Origin of the sequence: Pseudomonas sp. KCJK9000 (assembly GCF_046230725.1) — a bacterium.
Classification (GTDB): Bacteria; Pseudomonadota; Gammaproteobacteria; order Pseudomonadales; family Pseudomonadaceae; genus Aquipseudomonas; species Aquipseudomonas promysalinigenes.
The window spans coordinates 20,551-46,207 of the sequence record NZ_JBJJLN010000008.1 but is presented as its reverse complement, the minus strand read 5'-3'; the positions used below and the strand labels follow the sequence as shown (position 1 = coordinate 46,207).

Annotated in this window: 23 protein-coding genes; 11 read left to right on the top strand and 12 right to left on the bottom strand. The window is 61.6% G+C overall.

Annotated elements, in window-relative coordinates; all coding sequences use genetic code 11:
* Window positions 1-39: 39 nt before the first annotated feature.
* The gene (gene pgm, locus ACK59H_RS05845; RefSeq protein WP_060477100.1) at window positions 40-1,677 is read left to right on the top strand and encodes a phosphoglucomutase (alpha-D-glucose-1,6-bisphosphate-dependent); all 1,638 of its coding nucleotides are present in this window, start codon (window positions 40-42) and stop codon (window positions 1,675-1,677) included.
* A gap of 36 nt (window positions 1,678-1,713) precedes the next feature.
* Here pgm and ACK59H_RS05840 read toward each other — a convergent pair whose 3' ends face one another.
* Window positions 1,714-2,412: a pirin family protein gene (locus ACK59H_RS05840; protein WP_060477101.1), complete on the bottom strand. Its 699-nt coding sequence runs from the start codon at window positions 2,410-2,412 to the stop codon at window positions 1,714-1,716.
* 174 nt (window positions 2,413-2,586) lie between these two features.
* On the opposite strand from ACK59H_RS05840, the gene ACK59H_RS05835 reads away from it, so the two are divergent.
* From ACK59H_RS05835 to ACK59H_RS05820, 4 genes are all read left to right on the top strand, one after another.
* On the top strand, window positions 2,587-5,043 hold the full coding sequence (locus ACK59H_RS05835; protein WP_060477102.1) for a UvrD-helicase domain-containing protein: 2,457 nt from the start codon (window positions 2,587-2,589) through the stop codon (window positions 5,041-5,043).
* Between the two features lie 127 nt (window positions 5,044-5,170).
* Entirely contained in the window at window positions 5,171-6,097 is a 927-nt protein-coding gene (locus ACK59H_RS05830) for an alpha/beta hydrolase (protein ID WP_060477103.1), read from the top strand.
* A 75-nt stretch (window positions 6,098-6,172) separates the two neighbouring features.
* Window positions 6,173-6,595: a VOC family protein gene (locus ACK59H_RS05825; RefSeq protein WP_060477104.1), complete on the top strand. Its 423-nt coding sequence runs from the start codon at window positions 6,173-6,175 to the stop codon at window positions 6,593-6,595.
* 187 nt (window positions 6,596-6,782) lie between these two features.
* Complete coding sequence (locus ACK59H_RS05820) at window positions 6,783-8,456, top strand: MFS transporter (RefSeq protein ID WP_060477105.1); 1,674 nt, start codon at window positions 6,783-6,785, stop codon at window positions 8,454-8,456.
* Window positions 8,457-8,511: 55 nt separating this feature from the next.
* Here the strand turns inward: ACK59H_RS05820 and ACK59H_RS05815 are convergent, their stop codons facing one another.
* Together ACK59H_RS05815 and ACK59H_RS05810 are read right to left on the bottom strand one after the other, a co-directional pair.
* Window positions 8,512-9,081, bottom strand: a complete 570-nt coding sequence (locus ACK59H_RS05815; RefSeq protein WP_060477106.1) for a hypothetical protein — start codon at window positions 9,079-9,081, stop codon at window positions 8,512-8,514.
* 76 nt (window positions 9,082-9,157) lie between these two features.
* The gene (locus ACK59H_RS05810; RefSeq protein WP_060477107.1) at window positions 9,158-9,544 is read right to left on the bottom strand and encodes a VOC family protein; all 387 of its coding nucleotides are present in this window, start codon (window positions 9,542-9,544) and stop codon (window positions 9,158-9,160) included.
* A gap of 222 nt (window positions 9,545-9,766) precedes the next feature.
* On the opposite strand from ACK59H_RS05810, the gene ACK59H_RS05805 reads away from it, so the two are divergent.
* Window positions 9,767-10,672 carry a LysR family transcriptional regulator gene (locus ACK59H_RS05805; RefSeq protein ID WP_060477108.1) on the top strand — a complete coding sequence of 302 codons (906 nt, stop codon included), beginning with the start codon at window positions 9,767-9,769 and terminating at the stop codon, window positions 10,670-10,672.
* Window positions 10,673-10,732: 60 nt separating this feature from the next.
* On the opposite strand, the gene ACK59H_RS05800 is transcribed toward ACK59H_RS05805, so the two are convergent.
* Together ACK59H_RS05800 and ACK59H_RS05795 are read right to left on the bottom strand one after the other, a co-directional pair.
* Complete coding sequence (locus ACK59H_RS05800) at window positions 10,733-11,149, bottom strand: RidA family protein (RefSeq protein ID WP_060477109.1); 417 nt, start codon at window positions 11,147-11,149, stop codon at window positions 10,733-10,735.
* On the bottom strand, window positions 11,149-12,465 hold the full coding sequence (locus ACK59H_RS05795) for an NAD(P)/FAD-dependent oxidoreductase (RefSeq protein WP_060477110.1): 1,317 nt from the start codon (window positions 12,463-12,465) through the stop codon (window positions 11,149-11,151). Before ACK59H_RS05795 ends, ACK59H_RS05800 begins: the two co-directional genes overlap by 1 nt.
* Before the next feature lie 290 nt (window positions 12,466-12,755).
* On the opposite strand from ACK59H_RS05795, the gene ACK59H_RS05790 reads away from it, so the two are divergent.
* A complete protein-coding gene (locus ACK59H_RS05790; protein ID WP_060477111.1) occupies window positions 12,756-13,433 on the top strand; it encodes a DUF1028 domain-containing protein in 678 nt (225 codons plus the stop codon).
* Window positions 13,426-14,586 carry an acetylornithine deacetylase gene (gene argE / locus ACK59H_RS05785; RefSeq protein ID WP_060477112.1) on the top strand — a complete coding sequence of 387 codons (1,161 nt, stop codon included), beginning with the start codon at window positions 13,426-13,428 and terminating at the stop codon, window positions 14,584-14,586. Before ACK59H_RS05790 ends, argE begins: the two co-directional genes overlap by 8 nt.
* Window positions 14,587-14,619: 33 nt before the next feature.
* Here the strand turns inward: argE and ACK59H_RS05780 are convergent, their stop codons facing one another.
* From ACK59H_RS05780 to ACK59H_RS05770, 3 genes are all read right to left on the bottom strand, one after another.
* Entirely contained in the window at window positions 14,620-15,891 is a 1,272-nt protein-coding gene (locus tag ACK59H_RS05780; protein WP_060477113.1) for a carbohydrate porin, read from the bottom strand.
* A 127-nt stretch (window positions 15,892-16,018) separates the two neighbouring features.
* Entirely contained in the window at window positions 16,019-18,436 is a 2,418-nt protein-coding gene (locus ACK59H_RS05775) for a glucose/quinate/shikimate family membrane-bound PQQ-dependent dehydrogenase (protein WP_060477114.1), read from the bottom strand.
* Between the two features lie 212 nt (window positions 18,437-18,648).
* Window positions 18,649-19,002: a hypothetical protein gene (locus ACK59H_RS05770; RefSeq protein WP_060477115.1), complete on the bottom strand. Its 354-nt coding sequence runs from the start codon at window positions 19,000-19,002 to the stop codon at window positions 18,649-18,651.
* A 118-nt stretch (window positions 19,003-19,120) separates the two neighbouring features.
* On the opposite strand from ACK59H_RS05770, the gene ACK59H_RS05765 reads away from it, so the two are divergent.
* Both ACK59H_RS05765 and ACK59H_RS05760 read left to right on the top strand, forming a co-directional pair.
* Window positions 19,121-20,020: a LysR family transcriptional regulator gene (locus ACK59H_RS05765; protein ID WP_060477116.1), complete on the top strand. Its 900-nt coding sequence runs from the start codon at window positions 19,121-19,123 to the stop codon at window positions 20,018-20,020.
* A 111-nt stretch (window positions 20,021-20,131) separates the two neighbouring features.
* A complete protein-coding gene (locus tag ACK59H_RS05760) occupies window positions 20,132-21,331 on the top strand; it encodes an MFS transporter (protein WP_060477117.1) in 1,200 nt (399 codons plus the stop codon).
* A gap of 6 nt (window positions 21,332-21,337) precedes the next feature.
* Here ACK59H_RS05760 and ACK59H_RS05755 read toward each other — a convergent pair whose 3' ends face one another.
* Complete coding sequence (locus ACK59H_RS05755; protein WP_060477118.1) at window positions 21,338-21,949, bottom strand: LysE family transporter; 612 nt, start codon at window positions 21,947-21,949, stop codon at window positions 21,338-21,340.
* 99 nt (window positions 21,950-22,048) lie between these two features.
* Here ACK59H_RS05755 and ACK59H_RS05750 point away from each other — a divergent pair, with 99 nt between their 5' ends.
* A complete protein-coding gene (locus tag ACK59H_RS05750) occupies window positions 22,049-23,053 on the top strand; it encodes a GlxA family transcriptional regulator (protein WP_060477119.1) in 1,005 nt (334 codons plus the stop codon).
* Here the strand turns inward: ACK59H_RS05750 and ACK59H_RS05745 are convergent.
* From ACK59H_RS05745 to ACK59H_RS05735, 3 genes are all read right to left on the bottom strand, one after another.
* Entirely contained in the window at window positions 23,020-23,871 is an 852-nt protein-coding gene (locus ACK59H_RS05745; protein WP_060477120.1) for a CAP domain-containing protein, read from the bottom strand. The genes ACK59H_RS05750 and ACK59H_RS05745 overlap by 34 nt on opposite strands.
* Window positions 23,872-24,036: 165 nt before the next feature.
* On the bottom strand, window positions 24,037-24,648 hold the full coding sequence (locus ACK59H_RS05740; protein ID WP_060477121.1) for a cell wall hydrolase: 612 nt from the start codon (window positions 24,646-24,648) through the stop codon (window positions 24,037-24,039).
* Window positions 24,649-24,695: 47 nt separating this feature from the next.
* Entirely contained in the window at window positions 24,696-25,613 is a 918-nt protein-coding gene (locus ACK59H_RS05735) for an AEC family transporter (RefSeq protein WP_060477122.1), read from the bottom strand.
* Between the last annotated feature and the right edge of the window lie 44 nt (window positions 25,614-25,657).

The following is a 25,657-nucleotide window of genomic DNA, read 5'->3' as shown; positions in this document are numbered from 1 at the left end:
TGTTCCAACACCAACATTCGTTGATCTCGAGGTTTTTGCATGACGCTCAGTCCTTTGGCAGGCAAGCCGGCTCCGGCCAGCGTGCTGGTCGATATCCCCCGCCTGCTCACCGCTTACTACACCGGGCGCCCGGACGCCGGCGTGGCGGCCCAGCGCGTGGCCTTCGGCACCTCGGGGCACCGGGGTAGCTCGTTCGACCTGAGTTTCAACGAGCACCATGTGCTGGCCATCACCCAGGCCATTTGCCTGTATCGCCAGGAAAAATCCATCGACGGGCCGCTGTTCATCGGTGCCGACACCCATGCGCTGTCGGCCCCTGCCGCTGCCAGCGCGCTGGAAGTGCTGGCGGCCAATGGCGTGCAAGTAATGTTGTCCAAGGATGACGAATACACCCCGACGCCTGCGGTGTCTCACGCCATCCTGTGCTACAACCGTGGCCGCAGCCAAGGCCTGGCCGACGGTATCGTCATTACCCCGTCGCATAATCCACCGCAAAGCGGCGGCTTTAAATACAACCCGCCCAATGGTGGCCCGGCCGACAGCGATGTCACCAAGTGGATCGAGGCCAAGGCCAACGAACTGCTGGCCGCAGGGCTGGTTGGGGTCAAGCGCATGGCCCATGCCCAGGCGCTGCAAGCCGCTACCACTCAGCGCCATGACTACGTGGCCAATTATGTGGCTGATCTGGAAAATGTCATCGATTTCGACGTGATTCGTGGCGCCAACCTGCGCCTGGGCGTTGATCCGCTGGGCGGGGCAGGGGTGCGCTACTGGTCGGCGATCGCCGAGCGCTATCAGTTGAACCTTGAGGTGGTAAACACCGAGGTCGACCCGACTTTCCGCTTCATGTGTGTGGACTGGGACGGCCAGATCCGCATGGACCCATCTTCCCCGTACGCCATGCAGGGCCTGATCGGCCTGCGCGAGCGTTTCGACGTAGCCTTCGCCTGCGACCCGGACCACGATCGTCACGGTATCGTCACGGCTGATGGGCTGCTGCAGCCGAATAACTATCTGGCGGTGGCCATCGATTACCTGTACCGCCACCGTCCCCAGTGGCGCAGTGATGCTGGGGTGGGTAAAACCGTGGTTTCCAGCGGCATGATCGACCGCGTTGCTGAACGTTTGGGCCGTGAGCTCTACGAAGTACCGGTTGGCTTCAAGTTCTTTGCCCAAGGCTTGTTCGAGGGCACGTTGGGCTTCGGCGGTGAGGAGAGCGCAGGCGCATCGTTCCTGCGCAAGGACGGCACCGTCTGGGCCACTGACAAGGATGGCCTGATTCCCGCATTGCTGGCGGCCGAGATGACTGCCCGCACAGGGCGCACCCCAAGCCAGGCCTACGATGACCTGACCGCTACACTGGGTAAGCCGTTCGCTACCCGCGTAGAAGCCAAGGCCGATGCACGGCAAAAGGCTGCCTTGAGCAAGTTGGCACCAGAGCAGGTGAAATCGACTGAGCTGGCGGGTGAACCTATCGTGCAGATCCTCAGCCACGCGCCAGGCAATGGCCAAGCCATCGGTGGCTTGAAGGTGATGACTGCCAATGGCTGGTTTGCCGCGCGGCCGTCTGGTACGGAAGAAATCTACAAGATCTACGCCGAAAGCTTCATCGACGAGGCCCACCTCAAGCGCCTGGTGCAAGAAGCGCAGGTGCTGGTGGACGCGGCCATCGCCTGATTGAGCGAAACGGGGCCGCAGGGCGGCCCCTATCCCTCAGGCAACATCGACCAGGACGATTTCGCTGTCTTCGATGGCCGTCACGCGCAGCACATCCTCATTTTCAACTGCCACGCCGTCGCGGCCCTTGGCCCGCAGCCCATTGACATCGACCAGCCCCTTGGCCGGCACCAGGTAACCCCGGCGCCCTGCATCGAAGCGGTACTCGGCGGTTTCCCCTGCCTGCAAAGTGGCGGCCACCAGCCGTGCATCCGTGCGGATCTGCAAGCTGTCCTCATCACCGGCACGGCCACTGGCCAGCGTCACGAAGCCTTCCCCACGTTCGCCTTTGGGGAACGGGCGGGTGCCCCAGGACGGCGCATCACCTACTTTTTCTGGCACGATCCAGATCTGGAAGATGCGCGTGTCGATGGCCTCCAGGTTGTATTCGCTGTGCACAATGCCGCTACCAGCACTCATCACCTGAACGTCACCGGCTTCGGTGCGCCCCTTGTTGCCCAGGCTGTCCTGGTGGGTAATGGCACCTTCACGCACATAGGTGATGATTTCCATGTCGCGGTGCGGGTGGGGCGGGAAGCCACTGCCGGCAGCGATCAGGTCGTCATTCCACACGCGCAGGTTGCCCCAGTGCATGCGTGCCGGGTCGTAGTATTCGGCGAACGAGAAATGATGATGGGCGTCGAGCCAGCCGTGGTTGGCGTGGCCAAGGCCTTCGAAGGGTCGCAGTTGCAGCATGGTCGAGCTCCTTGAATGGGTGGAATGAAGCCATGATGCGGTAAAAATAGATCGAAAATAAGCGTAATAATCGATTAAATATGATCGTTTATATCGATATGAATTTACATGTAGTTTGTGCGATTCATCGCCTAATCCACTGATGCGCAAGCATTCGCTGGCGATTTCTAGCGGATGCGGCCAACATGGAGCGCTGATTGGATATACAACGGAGTGACCGTGGCCCACGAGCAACCCCAGCCGCTTGCCGAACTGACCCCAACCGCCCAGTTGCCCTGGTTTCGCCGCCTGGCGGCACGCGTGCTGGGCCGCGGCCTGACCCGCTTGAAGGCGCAGCATGGTGAGTCCTGGCACCTTGGCCATGCCCAAGGCTATGAAGCCGGCCGCCAGGTGCTGGTGATACGCGATTGGAGGCCTGACGAAGCAAGCGTGCCGGGCCAGGACGACAACCTGTTCGACGACTGGCGCCTGCCCCTGAGCGCAGAGCTCAAGAAACGTTTCAAAGCTGATGTGGCCCAACGCCTGCCTGCCGAGGCGCAACCTAGCCCGGCGCAGTGGAAGCTGATCTTCAGCGACACGCCCTCCACTTGCGTGGTGGCCGGCGCCGGGGCGGGCAAGTCGACCTCACTGGTGTTGCGTATCCTGCTACTGCGCCAGTATCTGGGCTACGAGTTGGATGCGATGACCGTGGTCACCTTCACCCGCGAGTCCCGCAAGGACTTCATCAAGCGCCTGGTGCAGGTTTTTGCGCTCTGGCAGCTCGACCTGCAACCGGCAGTGGCGCGCGACCTCGTGCGTACCTTTCATTCCCGAATTCTTCCGCTGGTACGCAGCCTGCCAGGCTTCAGCCAAGTATGTGCCTTCGAAGCCCTGGGCAACCAAATGCCAGCAGGACGGGAGGCAGAGGCCGATAGCAATCCGTTCGATCTGCGCCTGAACGATGCTCAGCGGCTACAGCTCAACCAGTGCTACAGCCAACTACTGGCGCAAAGCCCGCGGTTCTCCGAGATCGTCGCCAACTTGCGTCATGAGGCTTTGCAGCTCAAACCGCTGGACCCAGACCACCCGGATGTGCAGAAGCGGGTGCAGGTCACCCAACTGGCTGCCCAGCGCGACGAAGAATTATGCGACGTCATCGAAGACCTGTGGTTCGCCGCCGGCGCATGGCCGATCAAAGGCATCGAGCCGTGCCGGGAAACGATTCAGATCCGGGGTAGTCGGTTCCATGTCCACGGCCGCCTGGAAGGTACCGACACCTGGGTGGTGCTGGGCTTCGACCCGGCAGAGAGCGCCCAGTATCAACGCCCCGGCGCGAAACTGGCGGTGCGTGCCGAATGGGCGGTCAAGCGCACCTTGTTGCAGGCATTTTGCGACAAACCGCTGATCTGGCTCGACAACTACGCCATGGCCCAACGCCTGGCCGCATCGCTGGCTGGCGAAGCCGTGGCAGGCCCTGGTTTTGAGTACAAAGTAAAAGGCGAGCTGGCTGCGGCGCCGTTACTTGATGCATTCGTGGGTGCGGCCAACTTCATCGAAAACCTAGGTTTGGAAGTCAACCCGGCCGTGGCCGCCATGAGTTTCCCCACTGGTGACCCCGATGCACTGTTCTTCGAGGCATTGGCACTGTACTGGAGGGCCTTGGAAGCGCATCTGCTTGACCAGTCGCCACCGGTCATGACCTACAACCGAATGTTCGCTTTGTTCGGCGAGAACAACCCGGAAAACCTGCAACTGCTGCCCGATGCGCTGCTGCGTCCATTGGCGCACTTGATGATCGACGAGTTCCAGGACGTGTCACCGCAGATAGTCAGTTGGCTGCGCGCAAGCCTGCGCGAAATACGCCGCCGTGGCCCAATGATGCATACCGGGCGGCAGGCTCAGCATGCTTCGTTGATGTGCGTAGGTGATGACTGGCAGTCGATCTATGGTTGGCGCGGCAGTTCACCCAAATACTTCATGGAATTCACCAAGACGTTCCCGTCGCCGGCCAATACTCGAGTGATGCTGGTGGACAATTATCGCTGCCAGCAACAGGTGATCGATGCCGCCGAACACTTGGTCAAGGGTACGCCGGCTATCGCCGGCAAGAAGGCGCGCGCCAGCGGCCCCGCGGCCGAGCTGCCTGGCGCCCCTGTGCGGGTTTTCGAACGCGATGAGCCGGCACTGGCCCAGACGCTGATCGAACACTACCAGCGCGGCGAATCGGTGATGATGCTTTACCGTAAAGGCAGTGACAAACGCCTGATGGACGCACACCTGCAACCTGTGCTGCAGGCCGAAACGCAGCTCCCCGCCGCTCAGCGGCGCTTGCGCCAGCTGACCTACCACAGTGCCAAAGGGCTGCAGGCCGATGCGGTGTTCATGCTGGGCGATTGCCAGTACCTGACCAGCTCTCCCTTCAAAAACCAGGTCTATCGCCAGGCAGGCCTGGGCAAGGCGGGCGATACCCAGCCCTTTGACACAGCGCAGAAGGACGAAATACAGCGCCTGGCCTACGTCGCGGTGACCCGTGCCATACGGCATTGCTACTGGTACGTGGAGCCAGCGAACGGCGAGGCCGCGCCGACGTCACGGGCCTCGTGCCAGGTCGACGGCCGGCAGCCGTTCTTTGAAGATCTGCGCGGGCATTGAGGCGTTGGGTGGCCTGCGGCTGCGTCGGTCTCGTACATGTCAGGGTCGGAGAGGGGCCAGCGTGGACGAGGTATCTGCGAGAGGGTGAAGTACGCCGTGGCAAAGGCATCCGCCAAGGAGAACTTCGATGCGCTCGCTGTGCAGTCCCAAGGATCACCTGCTTGACCTCGACGGTATTGAAATAGCGGTACGCACCTGGGGTCCGGAAGACGGCATTCCGGTGCTGGCGTTACATGGCTGGCTCGACAACGCTGCATCGTTCGAGCGGCTTGGCCCGCTACTCGATGGCTGCTTCATCGTGGCCCCCGACCTTATCGGCCATGGCCGTTCCGACCACCGCCGCCACGACAGCGGCTATTACCTCTGGGAACATGCCCAGGACATGCTGGCAGTCACTGACAGCCTGGGCCTGTCCCAGTTTCACGTGCTTGCCCATGGTATGGGCACCGGTATCGCCTCGTTGCTGGCGGCCATGACCAGTGGCATTGCCAGCATGATCTTCCTCGATGGTATCGGTGCACCGTTCACCGTAGCCGAACATGACCGCGTGCAGCATCTGGCGCGGGCCTATCGGCTCAAACGGATGGTTCAGCGCAGCCAGTTGCAGGGGTTTGCCGAGCCTGAAGCCAGCCGCTTCGACAACCTCGAATCGGCGTTGCTGCAAAGCCGCAAGCGCCTCGATGGGGAGCTGAGCGCAGAGGCCGCCCGGGTACTGGTGTTGCGCGACTTGCTGCAACTGCCCGAGGGTTACTGTTGGCGTCACGACCCGCGTTTGGTGTTGCCTGAACCCATGCCGCTGACCGAGCGTGAAGCGTGCGACCTGCTGCGGGAGATCCGCTGCCCGTTGTACTTGATGCTTGCCAGGCAAGGCGCATTCAAAGGTACCGGCATCGAGCATCGCCAGGCGGCGCTGCCGGCACATGCCAAGGTGTCCTGGCACCCAGGCGGGCATCACTTTCATTTGGAGGCGCCTGATCGGGCATTGGTCGACCAGATCCTGCGTATCCTCGCCCGCCATGAAGGGGGCCTACTGCAGCGGCTGGTCAATGAATAGCGCCACGGTGGCCAACCCAGACAGTCCTGGGCTAAGGTGGCCAACGCCCGTGGGAACGCTAAAAGGAGGCATCGCATGCGACCGTTCACCATCAAGCACATCGATCACCTGGTGCTGCGGGTTGCCGACCTGCAGCGCAGCTTAGGCTTCTATCGAGATTTGCTGGGTTGCTCGGTCAGCCGTGAGCGCCCGGACCTGGGCATGGTTCATTTGGCCACCGGCACGGCGATGATCGACCTGGTCACCCTCGATGGTCCGCTGGGCCGGCCGGGCGGCCCGGCACCGGGCGAGCAAGGGCGCAACCTGCATCACTTCTGCCTGCGTATCGAACCTTTCGACGAACCGGCGCTGACGGCTTACCTGCAAGCGGCAGGCGTGAGGGTTGAACCGGCCGAAAACCGCTATGGCGCTGAAGGGGAAGGGCCATCGTTGTACTGCTTCGATCCTGACGGCAACCAGGTCGAGCTCAAGGGGCCTGTATCAAGTAGTGCGGGGTAATGCTGCTGTCGATGCTGGCAAGTGGACATAGCGGCAAAGCCGATTATGCTTCAGATACCTGCTGCGATCCGAGGCGGCTGTCCTCGTCGTGCTTCGCGCAACCAATGCTAGCCCTAGGGCCTGGGTGCGACGGTGTAATGGGTGTGAGGTACTCCGGCCTTCGATAACCAAACGACGGAGGCAACCCATGGCGGTTCTCGACAGCGCATCTTCGGGCAGTAGCGCGCCCCAACGGGGTATCACCAGGGAGGAGCGTAAAGTTATCTTCGCGTCCTCGCTGGGTACTGTATTTGAATGGTACGACTTCTACCTATACGGCTCGCTGGCCGCGATCATCGCCAAGCACTTCTTCGCTGGCGTCAATGAAACCACATCGTTCATCTTCGCCTTGCTTGCATTTGCCGCAGGTTTCGCCGTGCGACCGTTCGGCGCAATCGTGTTTGGCCGGCTGGGCGACATGATCGGGCGCAAATACACGTTTCTGATCACCATCGTCATCATGGGCCTTTCGACCGCAGTGGTGGGGCTGCTGCCCAGCTACGCGACGATTGGCGTAGCAGCGCCGGTCATTCTGATTACCCTGCGCCTCTTGCAGGGCCTGGCGTTGGGCGGCGAGTACGGCGGCGCCGCCACCTACGTGGCTGAGCACGCGCCCAAGGGCCGGCGGGGTTTCTTCACCGCGTGGATCCAGACTACCGCCACGCTGGGCTTGTTCCTGTCGCTGCTGGTGATCCTTGCTTGCCGCACCCTGATGGGTACCGAGGTGTTCGAAGCCTGGGGGTGGCGTGTGCCGTTCCTGCTTTCGATCTTGCTGCTGGCAATTTCGGTGTACATCCGCATGCAGCTCAACGAGTCGCCGGTATTCATGAAGATGAAAGCCGAAGGCAAGGCGTCCAAAGCGCCGCTGACCGAGTCGTTCGCCCGTTGGGACAACCTCAAAGTGGTGATCATGTCGCTGCTCGGCGGTACGGCCGGGCAGGCTGTGGTGTGGTACACCGGGCAGTTCTATGCGCTGTTCTTCCTGTTGCAGATGCTCAAGATCGACCCACAGACCGCCAACCTGTTGATCGCTGGCTCCTTGCTGATCGGTACACCGTTCTTCATTTTCTTCGGCAGCCTGTCGGATCGCATCGGTCGCAAGAAAATCATCATGGCCGGTTGCATCATCGCAGCCCTGACCTACTTCCCGATTTTCAAGGCGCTGACCGAGTACGGTAACCCTGACGTGTTCGTGGCGCAGGAGCAGAACCCAGTGGTGGTGGTCGCCGACCCTGGCCAGTGCGCATTCCAGTTCGACCCGGTAGGCAAGGCCAAATTCGCAAGTTCCTGCGACATCGCCAAGAGCCTGCTGGCCAAACGAGCGATTCCTTACACCAACCAGGCTGCCGAGCCTGGTAGCGTGGCGCAGGTGCGTATCGGTGAGCGGGTGATCCCAAGTTTCGATGGCAGCAGCCTGGCTGCAGCCGACTTGAAGACCCAGAGTGATGCCTTTACCGCAACAATGAGTGCTGCGCTGAAAGAGGCAGGTTACCCGGAGAAAGCTGACCCAGCGAAAATCCACTATCCGATGGTGCTGTTGTTGCTCACCCTGTTGGTGATCTACGTGACCATGGTCTATGGCCCCATCGCCGCGTGGCTGGTGGAGTTGTTCCCTGCACGCATTCGCTACACCTCTATGTCCCTGCCTTACCATATTGGCAATGGCTGGTTCGGCGGTTTTCTGCCGACAGTGGCATTCGCTATGGTGGCAGCGACGGGTGATATCTACTACGGGTTGTGGTACCCCATCGTGATTGCGGTGATGACCGCCGTGCTGGGGATTTTCTTCTTGCCAGAAACCAAGGACCGGGATATCAGCTGAGCGCGGCAGGCCTCATCGTCATTGACCGGCGATGAGGCCTGCTGGGCAAGCCTGTTCAATCGAAGTAGCCTCGCAAACCGAATGCGTATCCAGTATCCACGTCCTTGGCTTGAGCCCGCCCTAGGCGTTTGTTCATGACGAACTCGAAAGCCGGTTCGTACAAGCCGTCGCGCACGATCGCGCCCGCCAGCACCTCCACGTCATACCAGCCATTGTCCAGCTCGATGATCGGCCGCCCCGGCACCTGGTAGCGGGCCATCAGGTCACCCAGGGTCTTGGGCGTGAAGTGCTGCAGAATGCGCCACGTGTAGAGCATGACGGCGCGGTGCTGCACCTGGAGCACATAACCGTTGCGCCGGTGCTTGAGGCGGCTGCCGGAGTCGAGCAGGGCAGGTGTCGCATGATCGAGGGTGAACAGAATGTGGTAAGGCAGGTTGTCGACGCCCGCCAGCGGTATCACTACGCCCTCGGCAACTGCCTTGTCGCCGCTGTCGTTGTGGGTGAATTCGTGGGCCAGGTCATCGGGAAGCTGATGTTCGCGCTTGAAACGTTCGAGCAGTTGGATATCGCCGAGCAAGAAGTAATCCACCAGGTCGTTGAGCACTTCGCTGAATTCGTGGCGCATCTGTTTTCCTTATTGTGGCGCACGGGACACAGCTGCAATGTAGCCAATGACAGCGTCGGCTGCCATTGGCTGGCACTCAATGTTTCTGGGCGATCTGAATCAGGTTGCCACAGGTGTCGTCGAACACTGCGACGATCACCGGGCCAAGGTCGGTGGGCGGCTGAGTGAAGGCCACGCCGGCCTTGCACAGCCGTGTGTATTCGGCCTGGATATCGCGCACACCGAAGGAGGTGGCAGCGATGCCGTCCTGCTTCAGTGCCTGCTTGTAGGTCTTCGCAGCGGGGTGAGCATCGGGTTCCAGTAGCAGCTCGACGCCGTTGGGGTCGTTGGGTGAGGTCAGCGTCAGCCAGCGATGCTGGCCCATGGGTACGTCTTGCTTGGGTTCGAAACCGAGAACGTAATGGTAGAAAGCCAGAGCTTTGGCCTGGTCGTCAACGAGAATGCTGGTGACAACGATCTTCATAGGCACATACCTTACTGCGGGTCGTTAATCGTCAGTAAAGACGGTCTTGCTCAATTCACCAGTAGGGCGTGTTGTTGGTGGTAGGCGAGTGGGCCCATGCAGCAGCAAATTATGTTCAAGCCATAGGCAAATCCTTGGTGCTTCTCGGCCCACTGATTCAAACCGCAAGGTAAAGTGACAATAAATTCCTAGGCGCCTGTCGATGGCGTCAACGAGGTGCCTGTGGCTTCCTACACCCTGCGACAACTCAAATACTTCGTCACCACCGTGGAGGCCGGCAGCGTCGCCGAGGCCTCGCGCCAGCTTTACATCGCCCAGCCGTCGATCTCCACGGCAATCAAGAGCCTGGAAGAAAGCTTCGGTGTGCAGTTGTTCATTCGCCACCATGCCCAGGGCGTTTCGCTGACCCCCAGCGGCAAGCGTTTTTACGCCAAGACCAAGTCGTTGTTGCAAATGGCTCACGAGTTCGAGCAGAACGCCCTTGCCGACAACGACACCGTTGCCGGGCAGATCGACATCGGCTGCTTCGAAACCGTGGCGCCACTGTATCTGCCGCGGCTGATCGCAGGATTCCGCGAGCGCTATCCGGGCGTGGATATACGCCTGCGCGACGGTGAACAGCAAGACCTGATCCAGGGCCTGACCGCAGGGACGTTCGATCTGGCGTTTCTTTATGATCATGATCTGGACGGCACCATCGAAGCCGAACCTTTGATGCCGCCGCAAAAGCCGTACGTGTTGCTGCCTGAGAAGCACCGTTTCGCTGGCCAGACGCAAGTGTCGCTGCGCGATCTGTGCCCGGAGCCGATGATCTTGCTGGATGTGGCGCCAAGCCGGACCTACTTCGTCAGCTTGTTCAACGAGATGGGGCTGACGCCGAACATCGTTTTCAGTTCGCCGTCGATCGAAATGGTGCGCGGGATGGTGGGGCAGGGCTTTGGATTCTCGTTGCTGGTCACACGACCACACTCCGAGTGCACCTATGACGGGCAGAAACTGGCGATGATCGACATCGCCGAGCCTGTGGCCTTGTCAGGGTTGGCTGCTGCGCACTTGAAGCGGGTGCAATTGACCAAGCCGGCGCAGCTGTTCGTCGAATTCTGCCGCGAAGAACTGGCCAGGTTCTGACCAAGCTTCGCGGCTAAAGCCGCGAGTGGGGCGCTATGCGCCCCTACGGCTGGTGCCGGATCACTGTTGATCCGGGAGCACTGCGATCACATCGATTTCCATCAGCCATTCGGCCTGGGCCAGGCCGGCTACCACCAGCCCGGTGGAGATGGGGAACACACCCTTCAGCCATTTGCCGACTTCCTTGTACACCGGCTCGCGAAAGCGCGGGTCGGTGATGTAGGTAGTGGTTTTGACGATGTGGGAAAGGTCCGAGCCAGCTTCTTCCAGCAACTGTTTGACGTTCTTCATCGCCTGTTCGGCCTGTGCCCGAGGGTCGCCCAGGCCCACCAGTTTACCTTCGAAGTCGGTCCCGACCTGGCCGCGCACATAAATGGTATTACCAGCCCGCACGGCCTGGCACAGGTCGTTGTCCAGGGTCTGGTTGGGATAGGTTTGTTTGGTGTTGAACATGCGGATGCGAGTATGGGTAGGCATCAGTGGGCTCCGATGGTGCTGACGTTGCTGATGGAGTTGTCTTGCTCATCCGCTTGGCGCTGGTCGCGGTCACGGTAAGCCAGGTAGGTGCGTTGGGTGGCGATGTGGCCGGCGACATGCTTGGCGTCGTGCCACACCCCCCAAATGAACGAAGAGCCACGCCGCGAGAGCCAAGGCAGGCCCAGGAAGTACACGCCAGGCTCGCGGGCTACGCCGCGCTGGTGCTGGGGTTTGCCATTGGCGTCGAAGGTGTCGACCTGCAACCAGCTGAAGTCCACGCCATAGCCGGTCGCCCAGATGATGCTGGTGACGCCAGCCTGGGCCAGGTCCAGTTGCTGCAGCGGGTTGACCATGCATGCCGGGTCGGCGAGGCGCTTGCGTGCCTCAGGCTCCTCTGGCAGGTCCAGGCCGTTACGCTCTACATAGGCGTCGGCCGCATCCAGCAGGGCCAGGTAATTTTCATCACCGCGGTTGATGTTCTCGACAAGGTTGTCCTGAAAGCGTGCCACGCCGTTCTCGAATGACTGGGTCAGGCCAACCAAGGTCATGCCCTGGTGAGCGAGAGCGCGAAAGTCCACGGTGTGTCCGCCGCGTGCGCCGCTGACGGCGATGGTCACGTGCTCGCGGCCTGGCTTGGCGATTTCAGCGTCCCACTCGCCCAACACCCCCAGCCACCAGCAGAAGTCGCGGTTGCGGTAGGCACGGGGTGGACGGTCGTGGGCGCCTACTGATAAGTACACCTTGCGCCCTGCACGCATCAGCTCTTCTGCGATCTGCACACCGGAAGACCCGGCGCCGACGACCAGCACGCCGCCCTCGGGCAACTGCTCAGGGTTGTAATAGGCAGCCGAGTGGATCTGGTGCAGGTTGGCGTCCTTCGGCGCGATGGCCGGAATTACAGGTTTCTGGAATGGGCCGGTCGCGGCAACCACCCGGTTGGCGCGGATCACGCCTTCGCTGGTTTCAATGGTGAAACCGGGGCGGTCAGCGTTGCGAACCACCTTCTTCACTTCGATGCCGGTACGAACCGGAAGGTTGTACTTACGTACGTACTGTTCGAAGTAGTCGGCAACCTGGTCCTTGCCGGCGAAGGCGTCAGCATCAAGGTTGAATTCCAGCCCTGGGAAGCGGTCGTGCCAGACTGGGCCGTTGGCCACCAGTGAATCCCAACGGCCTGTGCGCCACGCTTGAGCGATACGGTTGCGTTCCAGCACCAAGTGCGGCACACCGAGCTTGCTCAGGTGTTCGCTCATTGCTACGCCGGCCTGGCCGGCGCCTACCACGAGCGTGTCGATTTCGATGTTGTTCAGTGTCATGTCCGAGCCCTTTGTCAGGCGGTTGTTGTCAGGTCGGTTTGGAGGACCGCCTTTGCCTGGGGCCAGACTAGGGATGCCGGAAAAATCGCGAAAATAGTATTTAGCTGGGACTTGCCGATAAAACGGCGAAGGCCCTGACTTGCATGGCGTTGGCGTTGGTTTCAAGTGGTTCGCAGCCGCTTTGTGGCCCTTAGTTTTTTCCTGTTCAAGGCACAGGAAAATGTTGGTTTCGTGTGCCTTATGGTTCTGCCCAGAATGCTGGCATTGCACAGAACAACAGGAGCTTAACCATGACCTTTTCCATCATCGGTCGTTGCCAGGAGACCGGCCAGGTCGGTATCGCCATCAGCTCGTCGAGTATCGCTGTGGGTGCCCGTTGCCCGTGGGTGCGCGCAGGTGTTGGTGCGGTGTCCACCCAGAACATCACATTGCCTGCGTTGGGCCCGCAGATCCTCGACGCTATGGAGCAAGGGCAGTTGCCGCCTGCGGCCGCGCTTGACCGGGTACTGAGTGCCAATGGCTGGGGCGAGTATCGTCAGGTCACGGTCATCGACAGCCATGGGCAAGTGGCCTTGTTCACCGGTAAGCAAGCGTTGGGGGTGCACAACGCCGTTGCGGGCGAGCAATGCGCAGCGGCGGGTAATCTGCTGTCTTCGCCCGAAGTGATAGAGGCCATGGTGCAGGCTTTCGAGCAGGCCGGCGGGCACTTGGCAGACCGATTGCTGGCGGCCATGCATGCAGCGATGGCCGCCGGTGGCGAGGCGGGCCCCGTACACTCGGCGGCGTTGAAGATCGCAGGCGAGTTGACCTGGCCGCTGGTAGACCTGCGTGTGGACTGGGCCGAGCAGGACCCGATAGGCGCGCTCGATGGCCTGTGGCAGGCGTATCGGCCGCAAATGCAGGATTACGTTACCCGCGCTCTGAACCCGACGACAGCCCCAAGCTACGGGGTGCCAGGCGATGAATGAGCTCAGCAGCCGTGCCTTGCTGGAGCGGTTGGTGGGCTTTGCCACTGTCAGCCGCGACTCCAACCTTGAGCTGATTGAGTTCATCCGCGACTACCTGGCTGGGTATGGAGTGGTGTGCGAGTTGTTCCATAACCCAGAGCGCACCAAGGCGAACCTCTTTGCCACCATCGGCCCTCAGGACCAGGGTGGCGTTGTGCTGTCCGGTCACACCGATGTAGTGCCGGTGGACGGGCAGGCTTGGACGCTGCCGCCATTTGCGCTGACCGAGCGCGACGGGCGCCTGTATGGCCGTGGTACGGCTGATATGAAGGGGTTCATCGCTTCGGTACTGGCTGCGGTGCCGGCTTTTGTTGCGCAACCACTGCGCATGCCTGTTCACCTGGCGTTCTCCTATGACGAAGAGGTCGGCTGCCTGGGCGTGCGTTCGATGCTCGCCGCGCTGCAAAAGCGCCCGCACAAGCCACGCCTGTGCCTGATCGGTGAGCCTACCGAACTCAAGCCTGTGCTGGGCCATAAGGGCAAGCTGGCAATGCGTTGTGAGGTCCAGGGCGCAGCGTGCCACTCGGCTTACGCACCTTTAGGGGTCAATGCCATCGAGTATGCCGCCAAACTGATCGGCAAATTGGGCGAAATCGGCGATGCCTTGGCGTTGCCTGCGCACCACGACACACGTTTCGACCCGCCGTTTTCCACTGTGCAGACTGGGGTGATCAAAGGGGGCACGGCGTTGAACATCGTGCCGCAAGCCTGTGCATTCGACTTCGAGGTACGGGCCTTGCCTGGGTACGAAGCACAGGCGGTGGCCGACCAGTTGCAGACCTATGCCGAGGCCGAGCTGCTGCCACGCATGCGCAGCATCAGCGCTGCCAGCGCCATCCGCTTGCAACCGCTAAGCGCCTACCCTGGCTTGGCCACGCCCCCTGACAGTGAAGCCGCGCGTTTGCTGGCGTTGCTCAGTGGCTCGCAGGACTTTGGCACCGTTGCCTTCGGCACCGAGGGCGGCTTGTTCGACCAGGCCGGTGTTGCGACCGTGGTATGTGGGCCGGGCAGCATGGACCAAGGGCACAAACCCGACGAATTCATCAGTGTCGAGCAGTTGCAGGGCTGTGACGCCATGCTGCTGAGACTGGCGGATTACCTGAGGCAGCGCTAAGGCGCGACGGGGCTGCCCGGCAGCCCCTGCGGTTCAGAATGACGCCTTTACCTGAAGCCCGAACACCAGCGCGTTGTCGATGTCCTTCCCGGAAAACGCGCCGGGCTCAATGATGTATTGCACATCAGGGCGCAGATTCAGCCAGGGCGTCGCCTGGTAGCCGTAGCTCAGCTCGATCAGTTGCTCGGCATTGTCGATGTTGGGGAACGGTTGCCCGGCATTGAATGCGGCGTCTTCGAGCACTTGGCGGCTGCGCGGGTTCGGCACGGCGCGGCCATAGCCCAATGCCGCGGTATCGCGGGGGCGGCCTTCGAGCGGTTTGTACAACACAACGCCTGCGCCATACCACTTGGTGAAGGGCGAAGCAGCTTCGCTTGCTGCTGAGTATTGACCAAAGGCGTGCAGGCTACGGCCAGGGGAGCCTGCGTCATTCCAGACCGCCTGGTCGATCAGCAGGTAATGCCCGCCACGACCCGCCACTTCCTTGTCACTGTCGATGCGTTTGACGTTGGAGCTGTCGTAGTAGTAACCGAGCTTGTACTCGCCCGGCAGTTGACCTTGCAGCTTGTACACCAGCTCCACCGGCACTACTGTGCCAGTGGTGTGCTTGGGCCCCAGGTGCCAGGCGCGGCTGGAGTTGCCATTGCTTTGCGGGTCGACGTTGAACGCCGCCACGCGAAGTTGCCAGGACGGCGAAAGGTCGTATTTCACTCGGGCCCCCAAGTGGGCGTTGGGGTAGTTGGCCCAACCGCTGCCGCCGGACATGTTCAGCGGGTGGCCGCAGAAGCCAGCGTTCATGAAATTGCACAGGATGCCGCTGTCCAGGCCGCCGAGGTCATTGCCCATGGCCATGTAGCCGAGTTTGATATTGAGGGCCGGCGTGAACAGGGTGCGTTCGTAGCTCAGCTCGGTCAGGCGGGTGTAAAGCCCACCGTAGTTTTCCTGAATGGGCAGGCGGTTACCGACCAGATCCTCGGAGGCGCTGTTGCCGCGACGGTCGTTGATGGTCAGCTGGATTTTGCCGCCGTTGTCCAGGCCGTACAGTTTCGACAGGTCGAACTGAGCACCCAGTTTGATGTTTTGCGAATACCGCGCCGAACGGTGCAGGCCACCGTGGGCGTTGTAGGCGGTTTCGCCACTGTAATCGCCAGTGATCTTGACGCCATCTTCTTCGAGCTGATGGCGCAGGCCGCCCCAGTCTCCGGTCAGGGTGCTACGCTGGAGCAGGTCGCCGTCAGCCAGGGCAGGCGTGCTGGCCAAGGCCAGCAGCAGGGCAGGAGTGGTGATACGAATTGCGGATGGCATTGCTGTGTCTCTTGCTGTTCTTGAAAGCCATTCGCAGATGAACCCGCCCCCTCAGGACTGCCTCATCAACTTGGGGCAGTGACGTTCCTGTGGGAGCGGGCTCACCCGCGAACATTGCGACTGGGTCTTACGGCAGCGCGTAAGAAATCACATAGTCGCCACGATCAGTCGATTGGCGCGCACCGCCAGCGGTGACTACCACGTACTGCTTGCCGGTTTTCGGCGAAACGTAGGTCATCGGGCCGCCCTGGCTGCCAACAGGCAGGCGGGCTTTCCAGATTTCCTTGCCGTTGCTGCTGTCGTAGGCACGCAGGTAGAAGTCCTGAGTGCCGGCGATGAACACCAGGCCACCTTGGGTCGACAGGGTGCCGCCAAGGGTCGGCAGGCCGATCTTGATCGGCAGGTGCATGCGGATGCCCAGCGGACCTGTGTCTTCCACGGTACCAACCGGTACCTGCCAGGCGATCTGACGCGACTTCATGTCGATAGCGGTGAGGGTGCCGAATGGCGGTGCCTGGCAAGGAATGCCAGCAATCGACAGGAAGCGGTTTTTGTTGACCGCGTAAGGGGTGCCCTTGAGCGGTACTGCGCCCATGCCGGTGTTCAGCGCTTCACCACCGGATGCTGCGCCGCCCTTGTTTTGCGATGGGATCATCTGGATCCACAGGCCAAGGCGCATGTCATTGACGAAGATGAAGCCATGCACCGGGTCAGTGGAGATGCTGCCCCAGTTCATGCCACCCAGCGAACCTGGGAAGCTCAGCGACAGGTCAGTCCCCGGCGCGGTGTACAGGCCGTCGTAGCGCATCTTCTTGAAGTCGATGCGGCACAGCAGTTGGTCGTACGGCGTGGCGCCCCACATATCCGATTCGGTGAGCGTCTGCGCGCCGATTTGCGGCATGCCTACCGACTTGGGCTGGGTTGGGGAGTAGGGTTCGTTAGGAATGTTGCTTGGCTTGACCGGTACTTCGTCGACTTGGGTCAGCGGTTTGCCGGTGGCACGATCCAATACGTAGATCTGCCCAGCCTTGGTGCCGATAACCACTGCAGGCACGGACTGGCCGTCGTCCTTGGTGAAGTCGATCAGGCTCGGTTGCATCGGCAGGTCGAAGTCCCACAGGTCGTTGTGAACGGTCTGGAATACCCACTTCTGGTTGCCCGTGGTCGCGTCCAGGGCCAGTACGGATGCGCCATAGGTGTGGTCCAGCTTGCTGCGCTCAACGCCATAAATGTCGGTGGACGAGGAGCCCATGGGCAGGAACACCGTGTTCATGGCCGGGTCGTAGGACATCGGGGCCCAGCTGTTCGGCGTGCTGCGCACATAAGTGCTGTCGCCTTCTGGCGCCTTGCGATCTTGTGGGTTGCCCGGGTCGAAGGCCCAACGCATTTGCCCGGTGATCACGTCGAAGCCACGAATTACGCCGCCTGGCATATCGGTCTGGACGTTATCGGCAACCCGGCCGCCAACCACCACCGTGGTGCCGGCCATCAGCGGTGCGGAAGACAGCTGGTAGTACGAGTCCGGTACATCACCCAGGCCGGCCTTGAGGTCAACCTGGCCATTGTTGCCGAAGCCCTGGCAGAACTGGCCGTTGTCGGCGTCCACGGCAATCAGGCGGCCATCGATAGTATTGGTCAGCAGGCGACGTTGGCAGTTGGCACCGGCCGGGACACTGCCACCTTCGATCGGCGAACTATTGGGCTGCGTCGGCTGGGCGATCGCGGCGGTGGCATCGAAATAAGCCATGCCACGGCAACGCTGCCACACCTTGGACTGGGCGTTGATCGCGTTCTTCCAGAGCTCTTTGCCAGTGTCGGCATCGAGGGCGATCAGGTTGTTGTGCGGCGTGCAGATGAACACTTTATTGCCGATCTGCAGCGGGGTCAGCTGGTCTTCGGCGCCGTTGCCGTCACTGATGGCGACATCACCGGTATGGTAGGTCCAGGCCACCTTGAGCTTATTGACGTTGTCGCGGTTGATCTGGTCAAGCGCGGCGAAGCGGCTGCCACCTTCGGTATTGCCGTAGTGAGCCCAGTCCTTCTGCTCTTTGCCGGCTTCAACTGGCGTCACGCCAGGGCCTTTACCGGTCGGAGCAACGCTTGGGTGTGCGACGAACATGTTGCCCACCGCAATTGCCAGTACGACTGCCAGCACCCCAGCGATGCCATAGGCTCCACGGCCAGCGCCGACGCCGTTGGCGCGGGCCAGCATCGGGTACACCAACGCCACAACCAGGCCAATCGCGGCGAACATGAACAGGCGCGAGAACAGGGGCCAGAAAACCAGGCCCGCGTCGATCAGTGCCCAGATTGCAGTACCTAGCACAAATGCCGCATACAGCCAGGCGCCGGCAACTTTACGGCGGGCGATCAGAATACCGGCAATGGCCATGGCCAAGCCGCCGATCAGGAAGTACCAGGAACCGCCCAAGCCTGCGAGCTTGACGCCGCCCGCAGCCAGGAGCAGGCCAAGCAGGGCGACGATCACGCCCAAGCCGACCAGGATGATTTTCGAGGCGCCAGAGGCGCGCGATGTTTCGTTCATGCCAGGGATCTCAGCAGGTGGAATGCGCGCAGTTTAAGCCCTTAGCTTGCTAATTAACAAGTTGGTACATAATTTTATGAGGCTGATTGTCGCAGGGCCTAACGGGCTCAGATGTATCTAAAAGTCTAGATCAGTCGCGAAAACCCGCCGAATGGCGCGCTTGATCCCAATTAAAAATAACCGAGTGGCATGAAGTACTCTTACTGGCTTGTTCAGAGGCTAGGCCACGGGCGGTCGAGCCCGTGAAACACCGCAAGCCACACAGTGTGTTGCCCTGGCGCTGTCCATTCCACGCGATGCCGGCAGTGGGCTGGGAGGTCCAGGCAGTCGCCGGGTACCAGCAAGCGGGTATAGTCCTCATGCTCTAGACGCAATCCGGCACTGCCGGTCAGCAGTAGAATCCATTCGCCCTCGGCCTGGTCATACCAGAAGCCTGCAGGGCTGGCCTGGCCGCAGGAAACGATGCGCTCGATGCGCATGCCGGGGCGTTTGAGCAGCTCGTCGACGCGCTCGGCAGCGGTGGCATCGCAGTGGGGGAGGTTATTGAGCAGGTTGCTGAGGGTCATGTGGCGTTCTCGTGGCGGAGGAATTGCTACCACTATGGACCTGGATGCTCTGGTGCGCGCTTCTTGACCGCCCCTGTGGTTTGTAGGAGTGTTCCCAGACCTGAAAATTGGAGTGCCCATGGACAAGCTCATGGCGATGAGGATGTTCATCGCGACCGTCGACGCCCGTGGCTTTTCGGCCGCGGCGCGCAGGCTTGGCGTGGCGACTTCGTCGGTCACTCGTCTGGTCGATGCACTGGAGGCGCAGCTCGGTGCCACCTTGCTCAACCGCTCCACGCGACAGGTCAGCTTGACCGAGGCGGGCGCGCGTTACTTGGCAAGGGCCAGGGAAATCTTCGACGCCGTGCAAGAGGCGGACGCCAGTGTCGCCGACCGAGGCGACGAGCCGGTCGGCGTGCTACGCCTGTGCTTGCCCGTGGAGTTCGGCCGCCGTGTGATTGCACCGCACCTGGGGCCTTTCTTGGCAAAACACCCGGCGCTCGAGCTGGACATCGATATGAGCGACCGGCTGGATGACCTGCTCGATGGCCGCTACGATCTCTCCATTCGCCTAGGCGATCCCGCCGCGAACGATGAGCTGGTGTGCCGACAGCTGGGGCGGTTTCAGCGTTGGCTGGTGGCAAGCCCCGAATACCTTGCCGCGCATGACACCCTGCTGCACCCCGAGCAACTGCTGCAGCATGCCTGCCTGCGTTTTCGCTATGGGCAAAAGGCTCGCCCCTGGCGCCTGCAACGTGCGGATCAGTTGCTGGAACTGGATGTAAGCGGGCCGCTGCGTAGCGCCAATGCTGACCTGTTGCGCGAAGCGGCACTGGCTGGTAGCGGAATCGCCTTATTGGCCGACTGGCTCGTGCACGAGGACGTTGCAGCCGGGCGTCTGCGACGCTTGCTCGGGGATTGGCAGGCCAGCCCAGGCAGCGCAAACGACAGCATCAACGCCCTGTACTTGCCCAACCACCGGGGGTCGCGCCGGGTAAGCGCGTTCATTGGTTTCTGCCAGGGGCTGCTCAGGCCCTGATGGACACCGTTGCGCCAACCGCAAAGCCCCGTTGCGTAGCGGCTGGATTCTCTGATCATCAGGTGCCCGGTAAGGTGCCGGTACATCGAATCTGTTACCGAGGTATCTTGCATGAATGGCTCTCTTGCCGCTGCCCAGCCAGCCCATGCCGGTCTAAGCCGTGCCCTGGTCGCGCTGCTGGCATTTTGCTGTGGCGCGATCGTTGCCAACATTTACTACGCCCAGCCCATTGTCGGGCTGATTGCACCAGACCTTGGCTTGTCGACCGAGCGCGCCAGCCTGATCGTATCGCTCACCCAGCTGGGCTATGCGCTGGGTTTGTTGCTGCTAGTGCCGCTGGCCGACCTGGTGGAAAATCGCCGGTTGATGATCATCACCGCTGTTCTGGCGTGCGTTAGCCTGTTGCTGGCAGGCACCAGCAGCAACGGGCAGGGGCAGATATTTCTGGCCTACGCCTTGTTGATCGGGTTCAGCTCGGTGGCCGTTCAGATGCTCATCCCGTTGGCTGCACACCTTGCGCCCGAGCAACAGCGCGGGCGGGTGGTGGGTAATATCATGGGTGGCCTGTTGTTAGGCATATTGCTGGCGCGGCCTTTGTCGAGCCTGATCGCCGACCATTTTGGCTGGCGGACGGTGTTCATCGGGGCCGCTGCCCTGATGCTGGCGATCATCGTGCTGCTGGCCCTGAGCTTGCCGCGTCGGGTGCCCGAGCACAGGGCCAGTTACGCCGGGCTGATGCTGTCGCTGATTGCCTTGCTGCGCCAGTACCCTGTGCTGCGTCAGCGCTCGTTGTACCAGGCGTTGATGTTCGCGGCATTCAGCCTCTTCTGGACCGCCGCGCCCCTGGCCTTGGCCAGTGAGCATGGGCTATCGCAGAGCCAGATTGCCTTGTTTGCCCTGGTCGGTGCGGTGGGCGCCATTGCCGCCCCCATCGCCGGCCGCCTGGCAGATGCGGGCCATGCCCGTGCCGGTTCCCTGGTGGCGCTGCTGCTGGCGCCGTTGTCGTTGCTGCTAGGGTTGACCTCGCCTGGGTACACCGTCATCGGACTGGGGCTGACAGGGGTGCTGCTGGATTTTGCAGTGCAGATGAACATGGTCATTGGCCAGCGTGAAGTGTACGCACTGGACCCAGCAAGTCGTGGCCGGCTCAACGCGCTGTACATGACCAGCATCTTCCTGGGCGGGGCCGTGGGCTCGGCGTTGGCCAGTGGCCTGTATGCCCTGCACGGTTGGCAGGGGGTGGCTCTGGTGGGGGCAGCGTTGCCGGGGGCTGCGCTGGTCGTCTTCCTGCTGGTTTCCAGGCGAACTTGAGCGGCCTCAGCGGCTCAGCGGCAAGGCTATGCCAATCAACGCGAACAGGCTTGCACAGCAGCGATTGAAACCCTTGCCGCCCCTGGCCAGCCACGGTCGAATACGAAACGCCAGGCGCGCCAGTAGGTATTCGACGCAACATTCCACGCTAGCGAACGTCGCTGCCATGATCGCGAATTGTAGGAGCAGCCCGCGCTGCGGGTCGATGAACTGCGGCACAAAGGCACCGTAGAACAACAGCACCTTGGGGTTTGCCATCGCAGACATCAGGCCCTGGCGCCACAGCGTCCAGTTGCTTCGGCCTGTATCATCCGCTGGCAGTTCCAGATGCAATGCGGGGCTGCGCCAGAGCCCTATGCCCAGCCATACCAGGTAAGCCCCGCCTACCCACTTGAGTACAGTCAGGACCGAGGCAGAGGCTTGCAGCAGTGCCGTCAGCCCGAACATCGCCAGCGCGATCAGCGCGCTGAAACCCAACACCCCGCCAGCAATGGTGAACAGCGTCCGACGTGCACCGTACAGGGCGCCATGGGTCAGCGCCAGCAGGCTGTTTGGGCCTGGAGTCAGCGACAGGCCGATGCTCGCCAACAGATAAATCAACCACGTATCCAGAGCCATCTTCGGGGGCCTTTGCCGGTTTGGGAAAAGTAAGTCTATGGGACGACTCGCCAAGCGAAGGGTATTATCTGGACATCTAACGGTGTTTGGTGGACACACATGACTCCAGACCTTCGCTTGGTGATCCTGCCGCTACCTGAGTTCGCGCTGTTGCCGTTCGGTGCGTTCCTCGACAAGTTACGCTTCAGTGCCGATGACGAGGACTACAGCCAGCAGCGCTACTGCAGCTGGACCCTTGCGAGCCTTATCGGTGAGCCGGTGCCATCGAGCAGTGGCGCAGTGTTGCAGGTCCAGGCAGTGGCTGAACGGCTGCCTTGGCGCGACTACGACTATCTCGTGATATTTGGCTGCCGAAATGCCCAGGCCGCTGCGGCGTGGGCGCCTGATTACCAGCATCTGCTCAAGCGTGCTGCCAGGGCTGGGGTCAAATTGGTCGCCATCGATAACGCCGCTTTTCTGTTGGCTGCCTGCGGACTGCTGGACGGGCATGACGTCGTGGTGCACTGGCGCCACGAGGCGGAGTTTCGTACAGCCTTCCCGCATCTACGGGTGCTGCGCGAGCAGTTGTACTGTATCGATGGGGCGCGGATCACCTGCGCTGGCGGCACCGCAGCGATCGATCTTGCGGTGCAGTTGCTAACGGCGAGCTGCGGGCGTACCCGGGCGCTCAAGGGCCTGGCCGACATGCTCGTCGACGAGTCCCGCGACGGCCGCCACGCTTTGCGTTCGCTGGAAACCGATGCGGGGCAGGGGCGCCACGTGCAGCGCGCGACGGCACTGATGCGTCACCATTTGGGTACAGGATGGTCGGTCGAGCACATGGCTGGGCAGTTGGGCATCAGCCGCCGGCAGTTGGACCGCCAGTTCAAGGCCAGTCATGGCATGAGCGCCAAGGCCTGGTGGTTGGAGACGCGCCTGCAGCAGGCACGTTGGCGACTGCTCAACACCCATCACAGCCTGGCGCAGATCGCTGATGAAGTCGGTTTGGGCGATGCCAGTTACTTGGGCAAATGTATCCGTCGGCGCTTTGGCTGCACCGCGCTGGCACTGCGCAACAGTGCGTCTCACATTCACTGCGGCGTGCCGAACAGGCCTGTCCAGTAGATACCCGCATCGCTTTTGGGGTCTACGGCATAGGCCCCGCCCATTTCCTGGAAGTCCGGGTTCATCAGGGTGGCGCAGTGGCCAGGGCTGTCGAGCCAGCCATCGACCACTTTCTGGGCGGTGTCGCGGCCAGCCGCGATATTTTCGCCAATCAACCGATACAGATAACCGGCAAGCTCAGCCCGGTCGCCCGGTGTGCGCCCGTCCTTATCGATGTGGTCGAAAAAGTTCTGATTGGCCATCGCCCGCGTGTGGTTGGCGGCCACGTCTGCCAGTACGGGGCTCCAGCTCAACGCCGATGCCGCAGGAAAAGGTTGCCCACCACACTGGCGCGGCGCTCTGCGGGCGTTGTTGATTGCCTGCAAGAGCTTTTGCCCTTCGGCCTGCCAGTCGCCCAGCCGCCCGCTGAGCAAGGGGCGGGCGAGCACGATGCGCCAATCACGGCCCTCCTGACTGACGCCGATATCGACGAATTGGGGGTCAAGCACCACCTGGCAAAAGCTTTCCTTAATGGCATTCATGGCTGCGGTCGCATCGCGCGGGCCCGACAGGCTGATGGCCTGCACATTGACCATCGGATAGGCCGCGCGGCTCATGGCCTGTTGCAGATCGCGCGTGCCCTCCGGCGACAGGGCAAGGCGGGTATCGCTATTGAGCGCAGGCAGTTCCACCGACACGTCTTCCCCACAGCGTTGAGCCTGGCTGCGGTAGGTGTTGATCGAATCGATCAGTTGCGCCTCTTCGCCGGTAACGGCCAGGGCGCTGGTCGACATGACCAGGCCCAGGGATAAGGCGGCAACGGATGACAGGACGCGCATGTGGATCTCCCTGTGGCTGGCAGCGTCTGGGTATGCGCTGCTCATCCTACACAAGCGCAGGGCTTTTGGCCCAGCCTCATGCGAAGCGAAAAAAACGCCAGCACTGACTTGCTGGCGGCGAAAGAGGGGGTAGACCGACGAACGCCGGAAAAGTGCCTTAGCGCGTCAACGCGCTAAGGCTTGGTTGGGTTTGTAGAACAGAAAGTGCCGGGTTTCGGCAGTTTTGCGATAGGCCTTCGCCCAGGCGGGGTGGACCTTGCGGTCATGGAAGTACAGTGCGCCGCCGGTTGGGTCTTTTAGCTGCTGATTCAACGCCTTGCGCGCGATTTCCTTGGCAACCTCGTAGCGCGAAGCTTCCTCGACCTGATCGGAGCGCCCATCGCACCACCATGAAAACTGGCAGGCCTTGGTTTCAACGCCCTGCTTGACCACGCCGCAGATGGTGTCTGGGAAGCCGTCGTGGCCTAACCGGTTGATCACCACGCTGGCCACGGCGCTCATGTCTCGCGCGTCGGCGCCTTTGGCTTCCCAGTAGATGCTGCGGGCAAGGCAGGTAATGCTGTCGTCCAGCGGTGCCTGGCCGGCCGGGTCGACTGCCTGCACCTCTGCTGGGGTGATGGTTTCCGGTTTCTTGGGTGGCGCGGCGTCCTCCACGACTTTTTTTTCAAGTTGCTCTGCTTTGTCTTCTGCAACCGCAGCTTTTGAGTTGTCCGCCGCATGCGAGACGCATGTGAGCGCGGCTGCAGTCAAACCGATCACCATCCACGTTAGGCGCATGGTCATTATTCCAGAGATTGGCTGTTTGACAGTTTAGCCAAGCGGCGTCATTTAAGCGTTAGCATTAATACCAACGGTAGGGTCACGGCAGCCAGCATGGTTTGCACCGCAATAATCGTTGCCATCAACGGTGCGTTGCCGCCCATTTGGCGCGCCATCACATAGGATGATGAAGCGGTAGGCAAGGCTTGGAATAGCACAGCCACTACCGCTGCCTGACCGTGGAGCCCAAGCAGCCGACACAGGCCCCAAGTGGCCAAAGGCATGATCAAGAATTTGAATGCCGAGGCTGCCACCAATGGCCGCACCTGCTGACCCAGGCTGGCGCCGCCCAAGGCGGCTCCTACGCACAATAGCCCTAAGGGCAAGGCCGCCTGGCCCAGTGCTTTGATGGTTGGCTCAATGCCGGCGGGCAGCCCTAAGCCGGTTACCCGCAGCAGCAGACCTGCGGCGCAGCCAACGATCAAAGGGTTGGCGAAGATGGCGCGCAACACGGTTGTCAGTGAGCTATGGCGTGCGCTGAAACGCGCGAACACCAGCACGCAAAGCAGATTCACCAACGGCACGATGGAAGCGTTGGCCACTGCTGCCAGCGCGATACCGGCGCTGCCGTAAAGCCCGGCGGCGAGGGTGGCGCCGATGTAGTTGTTAAAGCGTACCCCTCCCTGAAATACCGACGTGAAGTCGGCGCCCTCGTGGTTCACTGCACCTTGGTAAAGCACCAACAGCACTGCCCCGAGCAATGTCGAAAGCATCAATACCCCGACCATGCCCAGCACCGGTACGCCATTGAGGTCCGCGGTGGCCAGGCCATGCAGAAACAGTGACGGTAGCAGCACGTAATAGCTCAGGCGTTCGGCACCCGGCCAGAACGACTCGGCGAGCAAGCCGCGCGTGCGCAGCACCGTGCCCAGCCCGATCAGCAGAATAATTGGCACCAACGTAGTCAACAGCAGGTGAGGCATCTGTGCGGTTCCATGCAGGGAAGTGTTTCAGTCTGTGGCTGGAT